We start from the raw sequence: 22,522 nt of genomic DNA, 5'->3' as shown, positions 1-22,522 counted from the left end.
AAGAAGGGACGTTATTTTGTCTACCTTTGACACTCTATTCATATCAGAAAATAAACAATTTGGGCGGATTTTATGAAATTTAGTCAAGATCCATTTTTAAAGGATAATCCGATGGCTTGCCTTGCCCGGACGCAATAAAAAGAATAATAAGACGTTTTTTGCTTGGTTGGATGATGATAAAAACTGCCCGCAATGATTAGCTGGGCAGCTTATTTTCGAATATCTGCTTTTAGGTATCCGATTTCGGGTATGACTTTGCGGGTCTGGGCAGGGATACGGTATCCCCACCCCGATTTTTATCTATAAAATGCCACTTACAGGAGTTGTGACAGCCGATTGAGATCCGATTGGATAGCGCCTGCTGTCACATCTCGTCCGGCCCCGGGGCCACGGATCACCAGAGGATTGTCGCGATACCAACGACTTTCTATGGCAAAGACATTATCTCCCGGCAGTAATGCAGATAATGGATGTTCACTATGTACCGCTTCCACACCTATCTTGGCTTTGCCACTGGCATCAAAACGAGCCACATAACGCAGCACCATGCCCATTTCACGGGCGGCTTCCAACCGCTGGAGCATCTGTGCATTGATTGCCGTGCTGTTTTCAAAAAATTCTTCAATTGAACCAAGCTGCGCCTCTTTCGGCACCAACGATTCAACGCGCACTTGGTCTGGCTCTATTTCATACCCCGCTTCGCGCGCCAATATCACCAGCTTACGCATGACATCCTGACCGGAAAGATCAATTCGTGGATCAGGCTCCGTCAACCCTTGTTGCCATGCTTGTTCAACCAAATCACTGAAAGGCACCGAACCATCGAACTGCAAGAATAGCCACGATAGTGTTCCGGAAAAAATCCCACTGATGGATAAAATGGTATCTCCGCTTTCCCGCAAATCTCTGACGGAATAGTTGACCGGCAACCCCGCACCAACGGTGGCATTGTATAACCAATGACGCCCTGTTTTCGCAAAAGCATCGCGGATCATGCGGTATGTATTGCTGTCAGAAGAGCCTGCCACTTTGTTGGCGCTGATAACGTGAAAACCATAACTGGCGAAATCGATATAATCTTTAGCCAGCTCTTCACTTGCCGTTACATCCAATACGATCAAATCATCATAAGGATGCGCCCTCATCCATAAAAACAGGTCATCTTCAGCATGCTCTGTTGCATCATCATCAAAAAATGCCAATGCCCGGCTAGCATCAATCCCCTGATAGTTGAGCAAGCTCCGGCGGCTGTCCACAACCCCCGCCAAAATAAATTCAAAATCACTGCGGGCGGAAATATTCTTCTGTTCGCGGGCAAACAATTCCAACCAACGTGAACCGATGTTTCCTTTACCAAACAGCACCAAGCCAATGCGCTTTTCCGCCCGGAACAAGCTCTGGTGCAACCCTTGGATCACATGCGAAGTTTGGCTGATACGCAAGACAGCCACAAGGCTGATGCCATCTTCAGCATGCCAGATAAATTCGACGGGCTGGTCTTTAAGTTGCTGATAAAAACGGTGGCTATGCAACGGGTTTTTACAGACACCCGCCCCGACCAAAGCGACCAACGCCAAGCCTTCACGCAATGAAAGTTTTCCGGGCAATGACGCATCCTGCAAAACATCAAGGGCGCTGTTCACAAGCTCCGAGGTATAACAAAGCTGGATAAGGTTACAATCCGCATGCAGCCCAGTAGCCAGAGGCCGAACTTGTGCCCGTTTCAGCAATGAATCAATGTCCTTGTAACTCTTTTTGAAATCATGGGATGAGGAAACATGTAATTCAATCAGACAGACATCATCATGGCTGGTAACGATTTTTGCGCCCGTTCCTGTCGCCAGCACTCGCTCAATGCGGGTCGAACCTTGCTCCGGTTGATAACTGCAACGCAATTGCAGATCAATATCGCTGATGGAAACAGGCTGCAATGTCCGGGTATGAAGCACCGGCGCCGCCAACCGAGCCAATTCGCTGGCTTCATCTAAACGCAGCAATGGCAGCAGGCACGCATCTTTGACTTTGCGCGGGTCAGCACTGTAAACGCCCGCCACATCACTCCAAATCGTCACTTTCTTGGCACCAGCCAGAGCACCAACCTGAGTCGCCGAGTAATCGCTGCCATTACGTCCCAGCAATACCGTTTCACCCTTTTTATTGCTGGAAATAAAACCGGTAACAACCAGCCGTTTGCCGGGATTTTGGATCAATAACTGACTGAGCAGAGGCTGGGACAAGCTGACATCAACTTGTGGCTGTGCTGCGCGCTCCGCACACAGGAATTGGCGGGCATCCAGCCATGCACTCGGAATCCCACGGTGCTCCAAGACTGCCGACATCAGGCGGGCAGACCAGACTTCACCGTGCCCAACCACTTCTGCATATGTAATATCTGTAACGGGTTTATCCAACAATGCACTCAATCTTTCCAGATCAGCAATAAATTTTGCGACCAACTCTTCTGCAACTAACTCTGGCAACAAACCGCGGATCAGTTCTTGCTGATAGCGACGCAGTGATTGTTGTATCTGGTGGGCCGATATCCGGTCACTTTGGCTCAGTTTCAACCAGTCAATAAGTTGATTGGTTGTGCTACCCGCCGCTGATACCACCATCAAATCACCCGGTTGGCTATAGTTCGCCATAATGTCCGCGACTCGCTGATAACATTTCACATCAGCCAAGCTGCTGCCGCCAAATTTATGTAACTGGCGGCCAGATTCCGCCCCTATTGTTGCCAGTGCACTCATGATTAATGATTACCTCGTTACCGCCGCCTGAAATGCATTATCCAGATCAGCAATTAAATCCTGACTGTCTTCAATTCCTACAGAGACACGAAGAAGCAAATCCGTAATCCCTGCCTGAGCTCTTGCTTCTGCTGACATTCCCGCGTGCGTCATTGTTGCGGTATGAGAAATCAACGATTCCACACCACCGAGAGATTCAGCCAGAGTAAATAATTTTAACGCAGATAAAAAGCGACGTATGGTCTGTTCATCGCCATCCAATTCAAAACTCAGCATTGCTCCAAACCCCTTTTGTTGCTTAACAGCAATTTTATGTCCCGGATGGTTTTCCAGTGCAGGATAGTAGAGCTTTTTCACTTGTGGCTGCTGCTGCAAATATTCCACAATGGCAGCCGCATTACTTTGCTGGAGCAATACACGTGCCGATAAGGTACGGATGCCGCGCAATAACAGGTAGCTGTCGAAAGCGGCGCCTGTCACGCCAATATTATTCGCCCACCATGCTAAATCGGCAGCCATTGCCGGATCTTTGGCAACAATTGCACCGGCTATCAGGTCAGAATGCCCATTCAAATATTTTGTGCAGGAATGAACCACGATATCTGCGCCTAGCTCCAGCGGTTTTTGCAGTACAGGACTCAGAAAAGTGTTGTCCACGACAGCCAACGCCCCGACATCATGTGCCAAATCACAAATATGCTGAATATCGACGATCCGCAAGAGTGGATTACTGGGGGTTTCAATCAGTACCAGTTTAGGTTTTTGCGCTAATGCCAATTTCAGAGCATTCTCATCTGCCTGATCGATAAAAATGACATTATATGCCCCTCGCTTGCTTAAACTATCAAACAGACGATAACTGCCACCATAACAATCATGGGGAGCCACCAATAAATCTCCCGGTTTCAGGAACACAGTGCATAGCAAGTGAATGGCTGACATACCGCTACTTGTCATTACAGCACCGCTTCCTCCTTCCAGCTCGCTCAAGACCTGCTGGACAACATCACGACCAGGATTACCGCGACGCGAGTAATCGTGTGCTCTGGGCGTATTGAAATCAGTGAAGTTATACGTGCTGGAAAGGTAGACAGGCGGAACAACACAACCATATTGCTCATCAATATTTAAGCCACTATGAACCGCGACTGTTGCTTGCTTACATTCCATGAAATTTACCATCATCATTATTATTGACGTTTCGCAAGCATAACGATTGGAAAGATAGACGTCAATACATCTAGACATCCAAAGTGGATTGAGGTTTAATATGGCAATTCAATGATTACTCTTATGCATCATATTTCATCTGGTTCTATTCATAGACTGCTTTTCATAAACTGCATGGGTTCATACAACGGATGCATTAATATCCAAATGGATTACAAACTGCAGTACAGTGGTGAATGAACGCAGTCAACAATACTGCAATGTGAAAGACGGCAGGATAGTTAGGATGAATATGGTCTGGGTGAATGTATAGACGGCTATAGTCGATAAGCGAATTATGCTAGAATAGCCTATTACTAACATGAAAACAGAACAGAAATATCCCCTGATTTCTGGTTCTGATTACTTGATCCAAAACTATTTAAGGTATCTCATGGCTGAGTGGAATGGTGAGTATGTCAGCCCTTATGCTGAACATGGCAAAAAAAGTGAGCAGGTCAAAAAAATTACGGTTTCGATTCCGTTAAAGGTATTAAAAATACTGACAGATGAACGCACCCGCCGTCAGGTGAATAATCTGCGTCATGCAACAAACAGCGAACTGCTGTGTGAAGCGTTTCTCCATGCGTTCACTGGACAGCCTCTGCCCGATGATAATGATTTACGCAAAGAGCGTCATGATGAAATTCCGGAAGCAGCAAAAGACATGATGCGCGAACTCGGCATTGATCCTGATACATGGGAATATTGATAACAAAAACGCCCGATGCAGAGCATTCGGGCGTTTTTGTTTCAACTACACTGCCTGTATGGGTAACAGACAGAAAAAAGTCATTACTTCTTAGTACCTGGAACGCTGAAACGTTTGTTAAAGCGATCAACACGACCACCGGTCGCTACGTCACGTTGCTTACCAGTGTAGAATGGGTGGCATGCACCACAAACGTCCAGGTTCAAGTCGTGACCTACGGTTGAATTGATTTTCATGGAGTTACCGCAAGAGCAAGATGCAGTAATTTCTTCGTACTTAGGATGAATACCTTCTTTCATGGGGAAACCTCTGTTAAGGCCGTGTCGCTATCCAGCCCTGTTGCCGCCAGACACCACACGTCGTGTTGATAAAAATACGTATCGGTAATTTCTATACCAAAGGCGGCGGATCATACAGAATATCTGTTTATTGCGCAATGAAATCCGCTACTTTGCTATGATACCCTTATCGTTATGTGTTTTTTCGCCCTATAGTTTCATCGGGTCACCATTATTTATCCGGAAATCGCCTTATGACAGTTGTTCAGGTTGTGTTGCCTGTCCCTCTAGCCCGTGCTTTTGATTATCTGCTGCCTACAGAATTACCACTGCCGGCTACCGGTGTTCGCGTGCTTGTGCCATTTGGTAAACGCAATGCGATAGGAATCGTTGTCGGCGTGACGGACAAGAGCGAATTTCCTCTTGAGCAACTCAAGGCTGTTTCCTCTATTCTTGATACTCAACCGCTTTTCCCGGACGACCTCTGGCAATTACTTTTATGGTCAGCCAGTTATTATCATTATCCGCTGGGAGAAGTTTTATTCCATGCCATGCCCGTCTTGTTACGACAGGGGAAAAACGCAGAATTTGCCCCACTCTGGCAATGGCAGGTAACAGAAGCAGGCCAAGAATTTCCGCTTGCGCAACTCAAGCGCTCAGCCAAGCAGCAGCAGGCTTTGGCTACCATACGCCAGAACCCCATTTATCGCCATCAAGTTTCTGAATTGGAATTAAGTGAAAGCGCCCTGCAATCACTGAAAAAGAAAGCCCTGATAGAGCTGTATCCAACCCAACCCAAAGCAGAAAACTGGCGGGCAGATTTCAAGACTATCGGTGAACGGTTAAAGCTCAATACTGAACAGGCCACGGCGGTTGGTGCCATTCGCGCAGAAGATCAAACGTTTTCCCCGTGGCTGCTCGCGGGTATCACGGGGTCAGGTAAAACCGAAGTTTATCTCAGTATTCTGGAAAATATTCTTGAACAGGGTAAGCAAGCGCTGATTTTAGTGCCTGAAATTGGCTTAACCCCGCAAACTATCCGACGATTTCGAGAGCGTTTCAACGCCCCGATCGATGTTTTGCATTCAGCCTTGAATGACAGCGAACGGCTGACGGTCTGGCTGCGGGCCAAACAAGGGGAAAATGCCATTGTCATTGGAACGCGTTCAGCGCTCTTCACTCCCTTCGCGCATCTGGGCGTCATCATTATTGACGAAGAGCACGACAGTTCTTACAAACAGCAAGAAGGCTGGCGCTACCATGCCCGTGATCTGGCCGTCTTCCGCGCCAAAAAAGAGGGCATTCCGATCATTATGGGAACAGCCACCCCGGCGCTGGAAACACTATATAACGTTCAACAGAATAAATACCGCCAACTGAAATTAACCAAGCGGGCAGGCCATGCACAACCTGCAACCCAGCATTTGCTGGATATGAAAGGGTTGCCATTGACGGTCGGACTATCACAGCCCCTCATCAATCGGATCAGGGAACACCTCAAGGCCGGTAACCAAGTGATCCTGTTCCTGAACCGCCGAGGCTATTCCCCGGCCTTGCTTTGCCACGAATGCGGCTGGATAGCAGAATGCCAACGCTGTGATCACTATTACACCCTGCATCAGAATCACCGACACTTGCGTTGCCATCATTGTGACAGCCAGCGCCCTATTCCACGCCAATGTCCGCAATGTGGTTCAACCAATTTAATGCCGGTCGGGCTGGGCACGGAACAACTTGAAGATGGCATAACAAAACTGTTCCCCGATATTCCGGTTACCCGCATCGATCGCGATACAACCAGCCGTAAAGGTGCGCTGGAGCAGCAACTGGCCGAAGTTCAACAAGGCGGTGCCCGCATTTTGATTGGCACCCAGATGCTGGCGAAAGGCCATCATTTCCCTGACGTTACACTGGTTGCTTTACTTGATGTCGACGGAGCCTTATTTTCTGCCGATTTTCGGGCAGCAGAACGTTTTGCCCAACTCTATACGCAAGTCTCTGGCCGCGCAGGCCGAGCGGGGAAACGGGGAGAAGTCGTGCTTCAAACCCACCACCCTGAACACCCTTTATTACAAGTCTTGCTGGAAAAAGGCTATGATGCCTTTGCTCAACAAGCAATGGAGGAGCGGCAGCAGGTTCACCTTCCTCCCTTTGCCAGCCACATTCTGCTTCGCTCAGAAGATCACGACAATCAGCAAGCTCCCGCATTTTTGCAACAAATGCGCCAATTGCTCGAACAGCACCCACTCAATGATAGCCACTTGTGGGTCATGGGGCCGGTACCTGCTTTACAGGCCAAGCGCAGCGGACGTTATCGCTGGCAATTGATGATCCAACACCCCTCACGTATTTTTCTCCAGAAAATGATGGCGGAAATCTACCCGCAAATCACGGCATTACCGCAGGCACGCAAGGTGAAATGGAACATTGACGTTGATCCTACTGAAGGTTGATAACTGAAACCGTTAATCAATTTACCCAATGAATTTCAAGTTGCATCAAGGCAGCAAGGGAATGAATCTGCGCAGCCAACAAAGAATCAACGTGAAAAACGAAGGGTATAACAGAAATAGAAAATTGCGCCCCGTCGCAAAGCGACAAATTTAGTCAGTATCTCTTGGAAAAAACAGGGACAATTATTTCTTTAATTTGCGAAGCATCTCTAAGAAATGATGCGTATCACACTTTTTATGCAAACAAAGTAACGGATAGTTCTATTAATCAGTTTAAAATGAATTTATTAATATGACTGTAGAAAACGACCCGCCAGTACTTCCGAACAGGAATGTCTGGCGTTTTTTTAGCAGCCGGATAGCAATCGTTTCGCTGCCTGTGGAAAGTGAGGTGTGAACTATGGAAAAAAAGAATTGCGCATTGGCAACCATGAAAGATGTTGCCAAAGTGGCTGGTGTTTCTACCGCAACTGTATCAAGAACACTTATGAATCCCGACAAAGTTTCTGCCCGTACGAGACAAAAAGTTGAAAATGCGGTACTGGAAGTTGGTTACTATCCTCACAATCTTGCCAAAAATTTACGGCGCAATGAATCCAGAGCAATCTTGGTTATCGTTCCCAATATCAGCGATCCCTTCTTTACTGAAGTCATCCAGGGCATTGAAGAAAGTGCCGCAGAACATGGGTATCTGGTGCTGATAGGTGATTGCAAACATCAGCAACAGCAAGAGCATGCATTTATCAATCTTCTGATCACCAAACGCATTGATGGCATGGTACTGCTGGGCTCCAATATTCCTTTTGATGTTTCCAAGGAAGAACAGAAAAACCTGCCGCCAATGGTAATGGCAAATGAGTTTGCGCCAGATTTAGAATTGCCGACTGTTCATATTGATAACCTGACATCTGCCTTCAATGCCACCCATCATTTGCAAAAACTGGGTCACAAACGCATCGCTTGCATAACCGGGCCAGAAAATATGCCGCTGTGCCATTATCGCCTGCAAGGTTACATTCAGGCATTGCGTCGCGCAGGGAAAGACATTCGTGAAGAGTATATTGCCCGTGGTGATTTTACCCATGAGAGCGGAGCCGCATTGGCTGAAAACCTGCTGACCTTGCCTGAGCCTCCAAGCGCAATTTTTTGCCATAGTGACATTATGGCGCTGGGGGTCATGTGGCAAGCTAAAAAAATGGGATTAAAATTACCAGAGGATCTCTCTGTTGTAGGATTTGATAATTTGAATCTGGCTCAATATAGCGAACCTGCTTTAACTACGGTGGCACAGCCCCGTTACGAGATTGGGCACCATTCCGTCCTTTTATTGTTGGAACAACTTCAGGGGCGTCTGGTTTCCAAAGGCTCAAGATTATTGGATGCAGAGTTAATTATTCGTGAGAGTACTTGCTCGCCTAAAAGCTAGGCAAATAATCACAGGTTAAGTAACATTAGTTATCCATTCCTTAATTTTTAAATAACTCAGTGAATTAAACAGTGGCACAACGAGATTATGTAAGTCGCGGGCGAACCAATCCCCGTAAGAAAAGTACTGGTAAGAAAAATAATCAGTCTCAAGGATTACCCAAAACTACATTAGCCGTTGCAGTGGCCTTGGTGATCATGTTTATTGGTGGTCTGTTTTTCATCGTACATAACAAGAAAGAAAGTGTGCAAACTGCACCGACACCAGCCCATAATCCTAAAAACCACGGCCTGCCACCAAAACCGGAAGAACGCTGGAGTTATATCAAAGAGCTGGAAAACCGCCCGGTCAATGAATCTTCAATACAAGATCCCTCTGCGATACCGAACCAGCCGTCTGTTCGCTCGCCCCAACTCACGCCAGAGCAAAAGCAGTTACTGGAACAAATGCAGTCAGATATGCGCCAGCCTCCTGTTTCATTGAAAGAAGTGCCTTACAACGGCGCACCTGCTGCCCCTCCGCACGTGCTGACGGCTCCTCCGGCACAAGTGCCAGAATATGAGTCAAGGCAAGCAAGGCAGGCCGCCCCTGAACAAAAAACCGCCGCAAATGATGCCCGATTAATGTTACAATGCGGCTCTTTCCGGACAATGGAACAAGCTGAATCAGTCCGTGCCAGCCTTGCTTTCGCTGGCATTGAAAGTCAGATTACGACAAAAGACAATTGGAACCGCGTGGTACTCGGCCCTTATAACAATAAAAACAGCGCTGAAAAAATGCGTGGCCGTGTTGCTGATGCCGGAGTATCTGGTTGTATTCTCCGTCCTGTTGGGGGTTGAAAACCCAGAAAATTCCCCCATCTTACTTACTAATCACATACATGCGGTGTTTTTCTCGGCAATGGCGCAGACAACTGCGGACAAATCGGCCAATGCTCCACATGTACCATTTTCTATTTTGTAACCAGGGGCTAACTCGTGACTACAATCGTAAGTGTTCGCCGTAATGGCAAAGTCGTCATCGGCGGTGACGGACAAGCAACAATGGGTCATACCGTTATGAAGGGCAATGTCCGCAAAGTGCGCCGCCTTTACAATGACAAAGTCATCGCGGGTTTTGCCGGCGGTACTGCTGATGCTTTCACCCTGTTCGAGCTGTTTGAACGAAAACTCGAAATGCATCAGGGACACCTGACCAAAGCGGCCGTTGAACTCGCCAAAGACTGGCGAACGGATCGTATGCTGCGCAAGTTAGAAGCCTTGCTTGCTGTCGCAGATGAAAATGCCTCTCTGATTATTACAGGTAACGGTGATGTGATTCAGCCAGAGAATGATCTCATTGCCATTGGTTCCGGCGGCTCATACGCCCAGGCGGCTGCCCGTGCAATGCTGGAGACCACCGAACTCGGCGCCAGAGAAATCACAGAACGCGCCCTGTCTATCGCCGGCGATATCTGCATCTATACCAACCATAATCACAACTTCGAAGAACTTCCTTCAAAAGCGTAAGGATAGATAGTATGTCTGAAATGACTCCACGCGAAATTGTCAGCGAACTCGACAATCACATTATCGGCCAGGATCAAGCCAAGCGCGCTGTTGCCATTGCACTGCGTAACCGCTGGCGCCGTATGCAGTTGGATGAAACTCTGCGTTATGAAGTTACGCCAAAAAATATTTTGATGATTGGCCCAACAGGTGTGGGTAAAACTGAGATTGCCCGCCGTCTGGCAAAATTGGCCAATGCGCCATTCATCAAGGTTGAAGCCACAAAATTTACTGAAGTTGGTTATGTCGGTAAAGAAGTTGATTCCATTATTCGTGATCTGACTGATGCTGCGGTGAAAATGGTGCGCCTGCAATCCATTGATAAAAACCGCTATCGTGCTGAAGAGCTTGCCGAAGAGCGTATTCTGGATGTCCTACTGCCACCAGCAAAAAATAACTGGGGCCAAACAGAAACTCAACCTGAGCCATCTTCAACACGTCAGGCATTTCGCAAGAAACTGCGCGAAGGCCAGCTAGACGACAAAGAAATTGAAATCGAAGTCGCAGCTGCTCCAGTTGGCGTTGAAATCATGTCACCTCCGGGCATGGAAGAAATGACCAATCAGTTGCAGTCTATGTTCCAGAATATGGCAGGCCAGCGTCAAAAAAGTCGCAAGATGAAAATCAAAGACGCATTCAAGCTGCTGATTGAAGAAGAAGCCGCAAAACTGGTTAATCCTGAAGAATTGAAACAGCAGGCAATTGACGCCGTTGAACAGCACGGTATCGTTTTTATTGATGAAATCGATAAAATCTGTAAGCGTGGCCAGACTTCCGGCCCGGATGTTTCCCGTGAAGGTGTTCAGCGCGATCTGCTGCCATTGGTAGAAGGCTGTACGGTTTCAACCAAACACGGCATGGTCAAGACCGATCACATCCTGTTCATCGCATCCGGCGCATTCCAGGTTTCCAGTCCTTCAGATCTTATCCCAGAACTTCAGGGCCGTTTGCCAATCCGTGTTGAATTGCAAGCACTGACCACCGAAGATTTCGAGCGCATTCTGACTGAACCTAATGCTTCTCTGACTGAGCAGTACAAAGCGCTGATGGCAACCGAAGGCATGAATATCGAATTCACCAACGATGGCATCCGCAAAATTGCAGAAGCTGCATGGCAGGTGAATGAAACCACTGAAAACATTGGTGCCCGCCGTCTGCATACTGTGCTTGAACGTATGATGGAAGATATCTCTTTCGATGCAAGCGAGCGTCAGGGGCAATCAGTCGAAATCAATGCTGAGTACGTCAAAGAGCACTTGGATGAACTGGTGGCCGATGAAGATTTGAGCCGGTTTATTTTGTAATCGGTCGCAAATTTACTTTGCCTCTATCCGCAAATTTATTCACGCTAACGTGACTAATCGCGAACTTAACGCAAAGAAAACTTGAAGAAACCATAAATGGGAGGCTAAAAGCCTCCCATTTCTCTATTTTCGATGATATAAAATTTATCATACACCCACCAAATAGTGATAAATAGTGACTATATGAGCATAAGCCCCTCAACGCCGACTGGTCAGACTCAGGCATGGTTAGAAAGTTTACGCCCGAAAACACTCCCACTGGCTGTAGCGGCTGTTATAACCGGATCAGCTCTTGCCTCATGGACAGGTCATTTTAAATGGCCGGTCGCACTGCTTGCTTTACTGACCGCCGCCATTTTGCAAATTCTTTCCAATCTGGCCAATGATTATGGCGATGTCGCTAAAGGCAGTGACACAGAAAAGCGCATTGGCCCAATGCGCGGGATGCAAAAAGGTTTGATCACCGCAACGCAAATGAAAAATGCATTGACGATCACCGTGCTGCTCTCTTGCCTGTCGGGCATTGCCCTTATCACCGTGGCCTGCAATAGCTTAAATGATGTTATTGGCTTTTTGATCTTGGGATTACTGGCTATCGTGGCCGCCATCACTTATACAGTGGGAGCCAAGCCTTATGGCTATATGGGGCTAGGCGATATTTCCGTCCTGATCTTTTTTGGCTGGTTGAGTGTTCTTGGTACTTACTACCTGCAAGCCCACTCTTTTTCCCTGAGTACAGCCCTGCCTGCGACAGCCTGTGGTTTGCTCTCCGTGGCGGTATTAAATATTAATAACTTGCGTGATATCGAAAGTGATCGAAAAAATGGGAAAAATACACTGGCAGTCAGATTGGGAGGAAAAAAAGCGCGTTATTACCATGCAGCTTTGCTGACTGGTGCGATCATTTGCCTTGTTTCCTTTACTCTGCTGTACATACAAAATTGGTCTGGCTGGTTATTCTTGCTTGCCTTGCCTTTACTTATCAATCACATATCACAAGTACTGCGTGACCCGACGCCAGAAGGCATGCGCCCTAAACTCGAGCAAATGGTTAAAGTAGCGTTATTGACGAATGTACTGTTTTCCATAGGATTGTTGCTTAATTAGGCGAGTAGGTATCAATTTTATCTTCAAGTTTTAAGATTGATGATTTTGCCAACATTGACTTTAAAAGGATATACTGTCTGTTCCTTGCATAAACCAGACGTAAATCCCATGAAATATGATACTTCCGAACTTTGTGATATCTATCAAGAAGATATAAATGTGGTAGAACCACTATTTTCCAACTTTGGTGGGCGTACTTCATTTGGTGGTCAAATCATCACGGTGAAATGCTTTGAAGATAATGGCCTGCTTTATGATTTACTTGAAGAAAATGGGCATGGCCGCATTTTGCTCGTTGATGGTGGTGGATCAGTACGCAAGGCGCTCGTCGATGCAGAACTTGCGCAACTGGCTGTCAATAATGAGTGGGAAGGCATTGTCGTCTATGGCGCAGTACGCCAGGTCGATTATCTTTCCGAGCTTGATATTGGCATTCAAGCAATGGCCGCCATTCCTGCCGGCTCCAACAGCGAAGGCATCGGAGAAAGTGATATCCGGGTGAATTTCGGTGGCGTCACTTTCTTCTCAGGTGACTATCTCTATGCAGACAACACGGGCATGGTTTTGTCCGATGTATCACTGGAGATTGAAGAAGACAATGACATCGACGAAGAAGATGAAGTGTAAACCCGAAGATTAACTTATTACACTTTTATCTCTCATCATCATGATAGGGCTGCCATTCTACCCGACTAGTCGAAAATGAAAAAAAGGGCGTAATAATCGCCCTTTTTCAGCTAGGTCATTAGATACCTTACTGTACATCTTCCATTTTACCCAACAAGGTACGTAAGCGCTCTTGCCATGCTGTTTGTTCTTGTTTGAGCTGCTCATTTTCACGCACTAATGACTCACGGCTGTCTGTCGCATTCTGGACATCCTGGGTTAATACTGCGTTCTGTTCTTTTAATTCTTCAATTTCCATTTGCAGCAAAGTGATGGTATCAATCGCTTGCTGAACTTTCGATTCTAGTTTTTCAAAAACTTCAAATGACATTCTATGGCCCTCTTGTAAGCAATGCTCTGATTGTATTTAGCCGATTAGCGCCTGTCTAGTTTCATCCTTTCAATGTGCAGTATAACGAGAAATATAGTGACTAAACCGAAATGACTATAAGATCACATTTCCAAGCCCAACAAAAGCGCAATCAAATGCGAATTCGCTCATTTTGTTGACGCAACACGCAGATTTCAATTTCGCTATTTCTCGTTTACGCGCATTAACGATAAATTCACAGGGATCTTTCTCTAATACACACTTTATCGAATTACATATAAGAGAAAAGACTAATAATTAATCTTTATTGTACATTTATAGGATATAGAAATGAGCCAGACCACGACTCCAACATTATCAGGTCAATGCATTTCAGAATTTTTGGGGACGGCATTGCTCGTTTTCTTCGGATTAGGCTGTGTTGCCGCCGCCCGACTTGCCGGTGCACAACTAGGTTTATGGGAAATCAGCGTTATCTGGGGCTTTGGTGTCGCCTTGGCCGTTTACCTCACGGCAGGGATTTCCGGTGCGCATCTCAATCCGGCCGTCACCATTGCCTTATGCCTATTTGCCAATTTTGATAGAAAAAAAGTATTGCCTTACATCATCGCCCAAATGCTCGGTGGTTTTGCCGCAGCGGCCATTGTCTACATGATGTATTACAACCTCTTCTTTGATTATGAACAAGTACATAATATCGCCCGCGGATCACAGGAAAGCCTCTTCACGGCAGGAGTGTTCTCCACATACCCTGCATCCCAGATTTCCGTACTGCATGCGTTTATCATTGAAGTCATTATTGCCGCCGTCCTGTTGTGCCTCATTTTGGCTTTGACTGATGATGGCAACGGCATCCCCCGCGGCCCTTTAGCACCTTTGTTGATAGGTGTTCTGATTGCCGTTATCGGTGGCTCATTCGGCCCTCTGACCGGATTTGCCCTGAACCCAGCCCGTGATTTCGGCCCTAAACTGGTTGCGTATTTAGCTGGCTGGGGAGATGTCGCCCTGACCGGCGGCCGAGATATCCCTTATTGCCTTGTTCCATTAACAGCGCCTATTGTTGGCGCAATTTTAGGTGCCTTTGGTTACCGAAAACTTATTACTCGCCATTTACCACGCGAGGTTTAAATTTGCCATACTGTATAACTGAAGCAATGGAAAACAGTTATGACAAACAGTAATGACAACTCAATAAAACAATAAAAAATACATGCTTAAAACCAGGTTATAGTTATGACAACAGAAAATATCACTGAAAAAAAATATATCGTCGCTCTGGATCAGGGTACAACCAGCTCACGCGCAGTTGTACTTGATCACGATGCCAATATCGTCTGCATCTCACAACGAGAGTTTCCGCAAATCTACCCTAAGCCCGGCTGGGTGGAGCACGATCCAATGGAAATTTGGGCAAGCCAAAGTTCCACCTTGGTTGAAGTGCTGGCAAAAGCAGATATCAGCTCAGATCAAATTGCCAGCATCGGTATTACCAACCAACGAGAAACAACGATTGTTTGGGAAAAAGCGACCGGTAAACCTGTTTATAACGCAATTGTATGGCAATGCCGCAGAACGGCTGACATTTGTACCAAACTGAAGCAGAAAGATGGCCTGGAAGAGTATGTCCGCCACAATACAGGTTTGGTCGTCGACCCTTATTTTTCCGGTACAAAGATAAAGTGGATTCTGGATAACGTTGAAGGTGCACGCAAACGCGCTGAAAACGGTGAACTATTATTTGGTACCGTCGATACTTGGCTGGTCTGGAAAATGACCCAAGGACGCGTACATGTCACTGATTACACCAACGCTTCCCGTACCATGCTGTTCAATATCCATAACCTAGACTGGGATCAGAAAATCCTTGAGGAATTGAATATCCCTCGGATTATGCTGCCAAAAGTCTCAGCTTCTTCAGAAGTTTACGGCCAAACCAATATTGGCGGTAAAGGTGGTACCCGCATTCCTATCGCCGGTATCGCAGGCGACCAGCAAGCGGCGCTGTACGGGCAACTGTGTGTTCATCCCGGCATGGCGAAAAATACTTATGGCACAGGCTGCTTCCTGCTGATGAATACAGGCACAGATGCAGTTCGTTCCAATCATGGATTGCTGACCACCATTGCCTGCGGCCCACGCGGTGAAGTCAATTATGCGTTGGAAGGGGCGGTATTTGTTGGCGGAGCGTCCATCCAATGGTTACGTGATGAATTGAAACTCATTGCCGATGCCACTGACTCCGAATACTTTGCGACCAAAGTAAAAGACAGCAACGGCGTTTATGTTGTTCCGGCATTTACCGGTCTTGGTGCGCCATACTGGGATCCTTACGCCCGTGGCGCTATTTTCGGATTGACCCGTGGTGCAAACAGCAACCATATTATCCGCGCTACGCTGGAATCCATTGCTTACCAAACCCGTGATGTCTTGGACGCAATGCAAGCGGATGCAGGTACACGCCTGCAAGCTCTACGAGTAGACGGCGGCGCTGTCGCCAACAACTTCTTGATGCAGTTCCAGTCTGATATTCTCGGTACTCGGGTAGAACGCCCAGAAGTTCGTGAAAGTACCGCATTGGGAGCGGCTTTCCTTGCAGGCTTGGCAGTGGGTTTCTGGCGGGATCTGGATGAAGTGAAGAGCAAAGCGACCATCGAAAAAGAGTTCCGCCCCGGCATCGAAACAACTGAACGCAACCATAAGTACAATGGTTGGAAAAAAGCCGTTGCCCGTGCTCAAGAATGGGAAGATCGCGCCTAATCACATAAAGGTTAATTAACCTGAGATCGGTTTAAGCCATTACCTGAAGTGCTATTTTTTCAATATTAGCGATATTCAGTAATGGCTTTTTCGGTTTATCGAATAAAAGGCTCCGGCATTGTTTCTCCACTTTGCCGGAGCCTTTTAATTTTTAAACTTTCCCGCCAAAAACTGTTTCCAGCATGGGGCACACTGACAGAGCCATTTTTTGCGTTATAAAACCATATGCTCTTTGCGTTGAAGCCGTTGGGAAATCGGCAACCAGAAAAAGAGGATCAGCAAAGCCATTGAGAACATCAACAGACCTACGCTGAATTGGCCATTTTGTGGCAGCATTGCTGACAGCCACGTTGCCAATCCTGAACCTATATTCTGGAATCCTCCAACCAAAGCTCCCGCCGCACCCGCCAAATAAGGGAATGGTTCCATCGCACCTGTTGTCGCCAGTGGAAACAGCATCCCTGCGCCAAAAAAGAATAAAGTGGCAGGTATCAGCAATGTCCAGACATTCATAATCCCAAACAAGCCGGGTAGCCACATCAATGCCCCTGCCAGCAGGCAACAAATGACGGAATGCCACATCAACCGATAAAATGTTTTACCTTCGCGACCTGCGTACCAAGCCCCAACGAAAGCCGCTGGAATGGGAAAAATAAACAAAATACTGACAGTTAAACTATCCAGCCCCAAAACAGCCCCCATCAACACGCCACTGCTGGCTTCAAAAACAGCGACGCCAGCCAACCCTCCCACCAGCATAATCAGATATGCCACGAAGGAACTATGGGAAAGTAATTGCTGGAACGAAACCAACATAGTGTTATGTGCCGTCTGCGCGGGACGGGTTTCCGGTAAATACCGGAATAGGCAAAAAGCAACCGTCGCCCCAAATATCAGCAAGAACCAATAACAGGCACGCCAGCCAAAGTAGTGGGCGGCAACTCCGCCAATAATCGGAGCCATCAGGGGACTGACCAATACTGCCATATTCAGCAAGCTATTGGCATAACGCAATGTTGTACCGGTATACAGATCCCGTGGCATGGTTCTCACCATGACACCCGCAACTCCCGTCCCCAATCCCTGAAATGCACTGGCAACCACCAGCACCAGTAAATTATGGGCAAGCAGAGCACATAGTGTGGCAGCCAGAAAAACAGACATCCCCGCCAAAATAACCGGCCGACGCCCCACTTTATCGGATAACGGCCCATAAAAAATCTGCGAAAGGCCATAAGAAAACAGATATGCGGCCATAACCCGCTGGACTTCACCGGCAGGTTTGTTAAAGGTATTCGCGATATCCGCTATCACCGGCACATAAATTGTTTGTGTCATTTGCCCGACTGCAGCTAATACAATCAACATCAACAATAAATTAAAGTGTTCTATTTTTCTCATCGCATTTACATACAATTGGTTATCAGAGAATAATTGGTTATCAAAGAACAAGAACATTAGAAAATAACAGAAACCATCAGGTGCTCTATTGAGAACCCAATTGGATTTATGTCATTCAATTTCGCTTACTTAGCAATCTATATTTTTTATCGGCAGTATACAATTTTACATGAATAAAAAATACCAGCTTAATCTCCCACACATGTCAACAAAAGTGTACATATCAACCCACATAAACCACAGATAGCCAGTCAATCAGTCTGTAACACGTAATCGATAATGCTATTTCAGGCAATCGCGTAAAATCGTCACGAAAAAATCATCTTTCCACCACTCTGTAGCTACTTTCAGCGCAGAGGTCTCATTGCACTGAGCATCTTTATTTGCCCTGTATCGTGTAGAGAGGTTAATCGTAATGGCAAACTGGGTTACAGGAAAAGTTACCGACATAACTAATTGGACAGATTCACTCTTCAGCCTCAAAGTTCATGCTCCGATTGAAAAATTTACTGCCGGACAATTTGCAAAACTTGGACTTGAAATTGAAGGTGTGCGCATTCAGCGCGCATACTCTTACGTCAACTCTCCCGATGACAATAATCTGGAGTTTTATTTAGTCACTGTTCCAGAAGGGAAACTCAGCCCCAAATTGGCAGCATTAAAAACCGGGGATGAGCTACTGTTAACGGAACAAGCAGCCGGATTTTTCGTTCTTGATGAAATACCGGATTGTCAGACACTTTGGATGCTCTCAACGGGGACAGGTATCGGGCCTTATCTTTCCATTCTCCAACAAGGAAAAAATCTGGAGCGATTTGAAAATCTCGTTTTAGTCCATGCTGCCAGATGGGGAAATGATCTGAGTTATTTACCGATAATGCAGAACTTAGAAGAAAAGTTTCAAGGTAAATTAAGGATACAGGCCGTCGTCAGTCGAGAAAAATGGCCGAACTCACTGATGGGACGAATCCCGGCTTTGATTGAAAATGGCAAGCTGGAAGCCTCAGTAGGCTTACCAATGCAGGCAGAAAACAGCCATATTATGCTGTGCGGGAATCCCCAAATGGTCAGGGATACCCAACAACTTCTAAAAGAGCAGCGCGGTATGGCAAAACACCTGCGCCGCAAACCGGGGCATATCACCAGCGAACAGTATTGGTGATCACCATTGGTAATCACCTGATCCGTCGCCACATACCCGCATCAATTGATCATTAGCTTTTTCGGGTCGGCTCATTGGCAGAAATGTAATCAACGATTTCTGCCATCTCACCAAAACGATTGGCACCTTCAGTGCCACGGAAAACACCGCAATCCAGCATCATCATCACAAAAATTAGCGTCGGTACAAAACGCCCGATTCCCCATTGCCATATTGGTGCTACTGCGCTCCAGTCCAGAGACACCAATATCCACGCCAGTGCGAATAATAATGCCCAGCCGCCCCGTTTATTCCGGTCATGCAAGCGTTTCGAAAAAATTGTAGCCGTTGGATACAGCAGGAGGACAACACCTATCGCGGTATAATTCATGGGGAGAACATTCATTCCATGCAGCGTCAGGAGTATAAAGATCAAGGCAAAACAGATACCGATGCCGATCCAGAATTCCCGCCGCCCAATTCGGCCTTTGAATGAGAATCCCCATTGTTGTAATGTCATGTATTCTTTTCCAAGTGTGGGTGCTGTTTTTCCTGTATTTGACTGAGTCACATTTAACTTAAGTCAGTATTTAACTTAGTGAGTAGCAAAATGAAAACAGGCATAAATAAACTTCTGGTGACAATTTTAATCGCTTTTGGCATCAGTTTGCCATTATCAACCGTTGCTGATGAGCCTTCCATCACACCAGAAACACGCTCACCGTTGATATATCTGCTGCCGGACTCCCCTACTTTCGAAGATACCATTCCTGTCTTTCGGGAAAAATATAACAAAAAGAATCCTAAAATCCCGCTGTACGAATACAAGGTCGTCGCCAGTAAAGATATCTCCCAGCCTTTCATCCGTGCAGCCAGCAAAATCAATGAAAACATCTACTCGTCGGCAATACTGGAACGAGGCAGTGAAAAAATTAAAAGCCTGCAAATTACATTGCTGCCTGCACAAACTGCACAGGAAAATGAGAAAAATTGCGCACTGACAAAACAGTATGTCACTGCCTTGATCAGCCAATTTGACCCAACGCTTGCACCGGAACAGGCCAAAATTCAATTGGAAAAACTGTTAAAAGCCGCAGAAAAACAGTCAATGCTCAGCCAAAAAATGGGCGCAGTGCGTTATGTCATCGTGAACAGCAGCGAAAATATAATGACCTTCGCCATTGAACCGATTAAGCTATCGCTATCTGACGCCTCAACAAATGAAAATTAGTGACGCAGCGCAGAGCTATTCATGTTGATGATCTTTATACTGTCGGGATTCCGCTTACAGGGAATGGCATCGCCATTGATGTTGTTCCGCAAAGAAAGAATATTCACTCAGTTCGCAATTTGATTATTTTCTGGTTGGAGGGAAAAATATGCGACATCCACTCGTTATGGGTAACTGGAAATTAAATGGCAGTACCCACATGGTTAACGACCTGATTGCAGGCCTGCGTAAAGAATTGAGCAACATTGACGGCTGCGGCGTCGCTATTGCACCACCAACAATTTATGTTTCTCAGGCAAAAGATGCCCTGGCAGGCAGCCGTATCGCCCTCGGTGCACAAGATGTTGGCGTTAACCTTTCTGGCGCATTCACGGGTGAAACTTCCGCTGAAATGCTGAAAGACCTTGGCGCGAAATACATCATTATCGGCCATTCTGAGCGCCGCACTTATCACAAAGAAAGTGATGAGTTCATCGCCAAAAAATTCGCTGTTCTGAAAGAACAGGGTCTAATCCCCGTTCTGTGCATCGGTGAAACTGAGCAGGAAAATGAAGCCGGCCAGACCGAAGCTGTTTGTGCACGACAAATTGATGCTGTTTTGAATACGCTGGGCGCCAGTGCGTTCAAAGATACCGTTATTGCCTACGAACCTGTTTGGGCCATCGGCACCGGCAAATCTGCAACTCCTGCCCAAGCGCAAGCAGTTCATAAATTCATCCGTGACCATATTGCGAAGCAAGATGCCGCTATCGCTGAACAAGTCATTATCCAATACGGCGGTTCCGTCAATGCCGGCAATGCGGCAGAGCTGTTCACCCAGCCTGATATTGATGGCGCTCTGGTCGGTGGCGCATCCCTGAAAGCCGATGCTTTTGCTGTGATCGTAAAAGCGGCCGCAGACGCTAAAAAAGCATAATTGCTTTACGACAGACATGAAAAAACCGCCACAGATCGTGATTTGTGGCGGTTTTTTATCTCGCCTACAGCGCCAAATCATTGGCCCAACTGTTAGCCATTCAGAAATTAGCGGCAAAAATAAATTAACGACGAAGTATTTCGTCGAAAGTCCCGCCTGTTACAAAATGTTCCTTCTGCGCTTTATCCCAGCCACCAAAAACATCATCAATCGTGAAAAGTTTCAGCGTCGGAAAAACAGCATGGTATTTTTCTGCAATAGCCTTATCACGAGGACGATAATAATTTTTGGCCGCAATCTCCTGCCCGACCGGAGAATAAAGGTATTTCAGATATTCCGTAGCCAGTTCACGCGTCCCGCGCTTATCAACTACTTTATCGACAACCGCAACCGTTGGCTCAGCCAGAATAGAAATGCTCGGTGTCACAATTTCAAATTGTCCTTTGCCCAAGGCATTCATCGCCAAGAGGGCTTCGTTTTCCCATGCAATTAACACATCACCGATACCACGCTCGACAAAAGTATTCGTTGCTCCACGCGCGCCGGAATCCAGCACTTCAACATTTTTATAGAGTGCCTTCACAAATTCTTTGGCTTTGGCGGGATCTTGATTGTTCTGCGCCAGCGCATATCCCCAGGCAGCCAGATAATTCCAACGAGCACCACCGGAAGTTTTCGGATTTGGGGTAACAACAGAGACATCCGGACGAATTAAATCTGACCAATCTTTGATCTGCTTAGGATTGCCCTTTCTCACCAAAAAAACAATCGTTGATGTATAAGGTGCCGAGTTGTCCGGCAAACGTTTAATCCAATTTTTATCAATCCGGCCACTTTCCGCGATGGCATTCACATCATATGCCAGCGCTAAAGTAACGACATCCGCCTGAAGACCATTGATGACTGAAGTTGCCTGCTTACTTGAGCCTCCGTGAGATTGCCGGATTTTGACAGTATCGCCCGTTTTTTTGTGCCAGTATTCACTGAAGGCCTGATCATACTGTTGGTACAATTCACGAGTCGGATCATAGGATACATTTAAAAGTTGGCTCTCTTTTGCCCAGGCACGGCTTGCCATCAATGCCATTGCCAAAACTATCAAAAAGATCGCCGGTGCAATGTATCTTTGCACCCCTGTTTTTATAACCCCAATTTTCATAACCACAATGACATGCTTCCTTAAGCTACTATGATTTTTCACCATAAAAACTGACAGAAAGCGCTATGACGCAGAAATAATTTAAAATTCCTGCTTATGCTGGAGAAGAATATGGGAGGCGAGACAGCCACATT

General features: G+C 46.6%; 20 protein-coding genes. 13 read left to right on the top strand and 7 right to left on the bottom strand.

Features of this window, described 5'->3' with window-relative positions; translation table 11 throughout:
* Nucleotides 1-314: 314 nt before the first annotated feature.
* Together BM100_RS14505 and metB are read right to left on the bottom strand one after the other, a co-directional pair.
* Nucleotides 315-2,750 (bottom strand): bifunctional aspartate kinase/homoserine dehydrogenase II, encoded by a 2,436-nt coding sequence (locus BM100_RS14505; RefSeq protein ID WP_092512165.1) that lies wholly within the window; start codon nucleotides 2,748-2,750, stop codon nucleotides 315-317.
* A 9-nt stretch (nucleotides 2,751-2,759) separates the two neighbouring features.
* A complete protein-coding gene (gene metB, locus BM100_RS14500) occupies nucleotides 2,760-3,920 on the bottom strand; it encodes a cystathionine gamma-synthase (RefSeq protein ID WP_092512163.1) in 1,161 nt (386 codons plus the stop codon).
* Between the two features lie 433 nt (nucleotides 3,921-4,353).
* On the opposite strand from metB, the gene metJ reads away from it, so the two are divergent.
* Nucleotides 4,354-4,671, top strand: a complete 318-nt coding sequence (gene metJ / locus BM100_RS14495) for a met regulon transcriptional regulator MetJ (protein ID WP_092512161.1) — start codon at nucleotides 4,354-4,356, stop codon at nucleotides 4,669-4,671.
* Nucleotides 4,672-4,754: 83 nt separating this feature from the next.
* Here the strand turns inward: metJ and rpmE are convergent, their stop codons facing one another.
* On the bottom strand, nucleotides 4,755-4,970 hold the full coding sequence (gene rpmE / locus BM100_RS14490) for a 50S ribosomal protein L31 (RefSeq protein WP_092512159.1): 216 nt from the start codon (nucleotides 4,968-4,970) through the stop codon (nucleotides 4,755-4,757).
* 233 nt (nucleotides 4,971-5,203) lie between these two features.
* On the opposite strand from rpmE, the gene priA reads away from it, so the two are divergent.
* From priA to rraA, 7 genes are all read left to right on the top strand, one after another.
* Nucleotides 5,204-7,402: a primosomal protein N' gene (priA, locus tag BM100_RS14485; protein ID WP_092512157.1), complete on the top strand. Its 2,199-nt coding sequence runs from the start codon at nucleotides 5,204-5,206 to the stop codon at nucleotides 7,400-7,402.
* A gap of 400 nt (nucleotides 7,403-7,802) precedes the next feature.
* Nucleotides 7,803-8,828, top strand: a complete 1,026-nt coding sequence (gene cytR / locus BM100_RS14480; RefSeq protein WP_092512155.1) for a DNA-binding transcriptional regulator CytR — start codon at nucleotides 7,803-7,805, stop codon at nucleotides 8,826-8,828.
* A gap of 71 nt (nucleotides 8,829-8,899) precedes the next feature.
* Entirely contained in the window at nucleotides 8,900-9,667 is a 768-nt protein-coding gene (gene ftsN / locus BM100_RS14475; RefSeq protein ID WP_092512153.1) for a cell division protein FtsN, read from the top strand.
* A 138-nt stretch (nucleotides 9,668-9,805) separates the two neighbouring features.
* Nucleotides 9,806-10,336, top strand: coding sequence for an ATP-dependent protease subunit HslV (gene hslV, locus BM100_RS14470; RefSeq protein ID WP_047962233.1), 531 nt, complete (start codon nucleotides 9,806-9,808; stop codon nucleotides 10,334-10,336).
* A gap of 11 nt (nucleotides 10,337-10,347) precedes the next feature.
* Entirely contained in the window at nucleotides 10,348-11,679 is a 1,332-nt protein-coding gene (gene hslU / locus BM100_RS14465) for an ATP-dependent protease ATPase subunit HslU (RefSeq protein WP_092512151.1), read from the top strand.
* 183 nt (nucleotides 11,680-11,862) lie between these two features.
* Entirely contained in the window at nucleotides 11,863-12,786 is a 924-nt protein-coding gene (locus tag BM100_RS14460) for a 1,4-dihydroxy-2-naphthoate polyprenyltransferase (RefSeq protein ID WP_420855319.1), read from the top strand.
* A gap of 108 nt (nucleotides 12,787-12,894) precedes the next feature.
* Complete coding sequence (rraA, locus tag BM100_RS14455) at nucleotides 12,895-13,413, top strand: ribonuclease E activity regulator RraA (RefSeq protein ID WP_169924710.1); 519 nt, start codon at nucleotides 12,895-12,897, stop codon at nucleotides 13,411-13,413.
* Nucleotides 13,414-13,540: 127 nt separating this feature from the next.
* Here rraA and zapB read toward each other — a convergent pair whose 3' ends face one another.
* The gene (gene zapB, locus BM100_RS14450) at nucleotides 13,541-13,783 is read right to left on the bottom strand and encodes a cell division protein ZapB (RefSeq protein ID WP_092512148.1); all 243 of its coding nucleotides are present in this window, start codon (nucleotides 13,781-13,783) and stop codon (nucleotides 13,541-13,543) included.
* 330 nt (nucleotides 13,784-14,113) lie between these two features.
* On the opposite strand from zapB, the gene BM100_RS14445 reads away from it, so the two are divergent.
* The gene (locus tag BM100_RS14445; protein WP_092512147.1) at nucleotides 14,114-14,911 is read left to right on the top strand and encodes an MIP/aquaporin family protein; all 798 of its coding nucleotides are present in this window, start codon (nucleotides 14,114-14,116) and stop codon (nucleotides 14,909-14,911) included.
* A gap of 105 nt (nucleotides 14,912-15,016) precedes the next feature.
* A complete protein-coding gene (gene glpK, locus BM100_RS14440; RefSeq protein WP_092512146.1) occupies nucleotides 15,017-16,540 on the top strand; it encodes a glycerol kinase GlpK in 1,524 nt (507 codons plus the stop codon).
* 213 nt (nucleotides 16,541-16,753) lie between these two features.
* Here the strand turns inward: glpK and emrD are convergent, their stop codons facing one another.
* Nucleotides 16,754-17,941, bottom strand: coding sequence for a multidrug efflux MFS transporter EmrD (emrD, locus tag BM100_RS14435; protein ID WP_092512207.1), 1,188 nt, complete (start codon nucleotides 17,939-17,941; stop codon nucleotides 16,754-16,756).
* Between the two features lie 415 nt (nucleotides 17,942-18,356).
* On the opposite strand from emrD, the gene fpr reads away from it, so the two are divergent.
* Nucleotides 18,357-19,103 carry a ferredoxin--NADP(+) reductase gene (fpr, locus tag BM100_RS14430; RefSeq protein ID WP_092512144.1) on the top strand — a complete coding sequence of 249 codons (747 nt, stop codon included), beginning with the start codon at nucleotides 18,357-18,359 and terminating at the stop codon, nucleotides 19,101-19,103.
* A gap of 52 nt (nucleotides 19,104-19,155) precedes the next feature.
* Here fpr and BM100_RS14425 read toward each other — a convergent pair whose 3' ends face one another.
* Nucleotides 19,156-19,602 carry a DUF805 domain-containing protein gene (locus tag BM100_RS14425; RefSeq protein ID WP_092512142.1) on the bottom strand — a complete coding sequence of 149 codons (447 nt, stop codon included), beginning with the start codon at nucleotides 19,600-19,602 and terminating at the stop codon, nucleotides 19,156-19,158.
* Between the two features lie 90 nt (nucleotides 19,603-19,692).
* Between BM100_RS14425 and BM100_RS14420 the strand changes: the two genes are divergently transcribed.
* Together BM100_RS14420 and tpiA are read left to right on the top strand one after the other, a co-directional pair.
* Nucleotides 19,693-20,313: a DUF1454 family protein gene (locus tag BM100_RS14420; RefSeq protein ID WP_092512140.1), complete on the top strand. Its 621-nt coding sequence runs from the start codon at nucleotides 19,693-19,695 to the stop codon at nucleotides 20,311-20,313.
* 148 nt (nucleotides 20,314-20,461) lie between these two features.
* Entirely contained in the window at nucleotides 20,462-21,229 is a 768-nt protein-coding gene (tpiA, locus tag BM100_RS14415; protein WP_092512138.1) for a triose-phosphate isomerase, read from the top strand.
* A gap of 124 nt (nucleotides 21,230-21,353) precedes the next feature.
* Here the strand turns inward: tpiA and BM100_RS14410 are convergent, their stop codons facing one another.
* Nucleotides 21,354-22,433 (bottom strand): sulfate ABC transporter substrate-binding protein, encoded by a 1,080-nt coding sequence (locus BM100_RS14410; protein ID WP_092512136.1) that lies wholly within the window; start codon nucleotides 22,431-22,433, stop codon nucleotides 21,354-21,356.
* Nucleotides 22,434-22,522: the final 89 nt, after the last annotated feature.

The sequence above is a fragment of the Xenorhabdus mauleonii genome (genome assembly GCF_900113945.1).
Taxonomy (GTDB): domain Bacteria; phylum Pseudomonadota; class Gammaproteobacteria; order Enterobacterales; family Enterobacteriaceae; genus Xenorhabdus; species Xenorhabdus mauleonii.
Note: the sequence above shows the minus strand (reverse complement) of the source record. Positions and strands in the feature narration are given on the sequence as shown.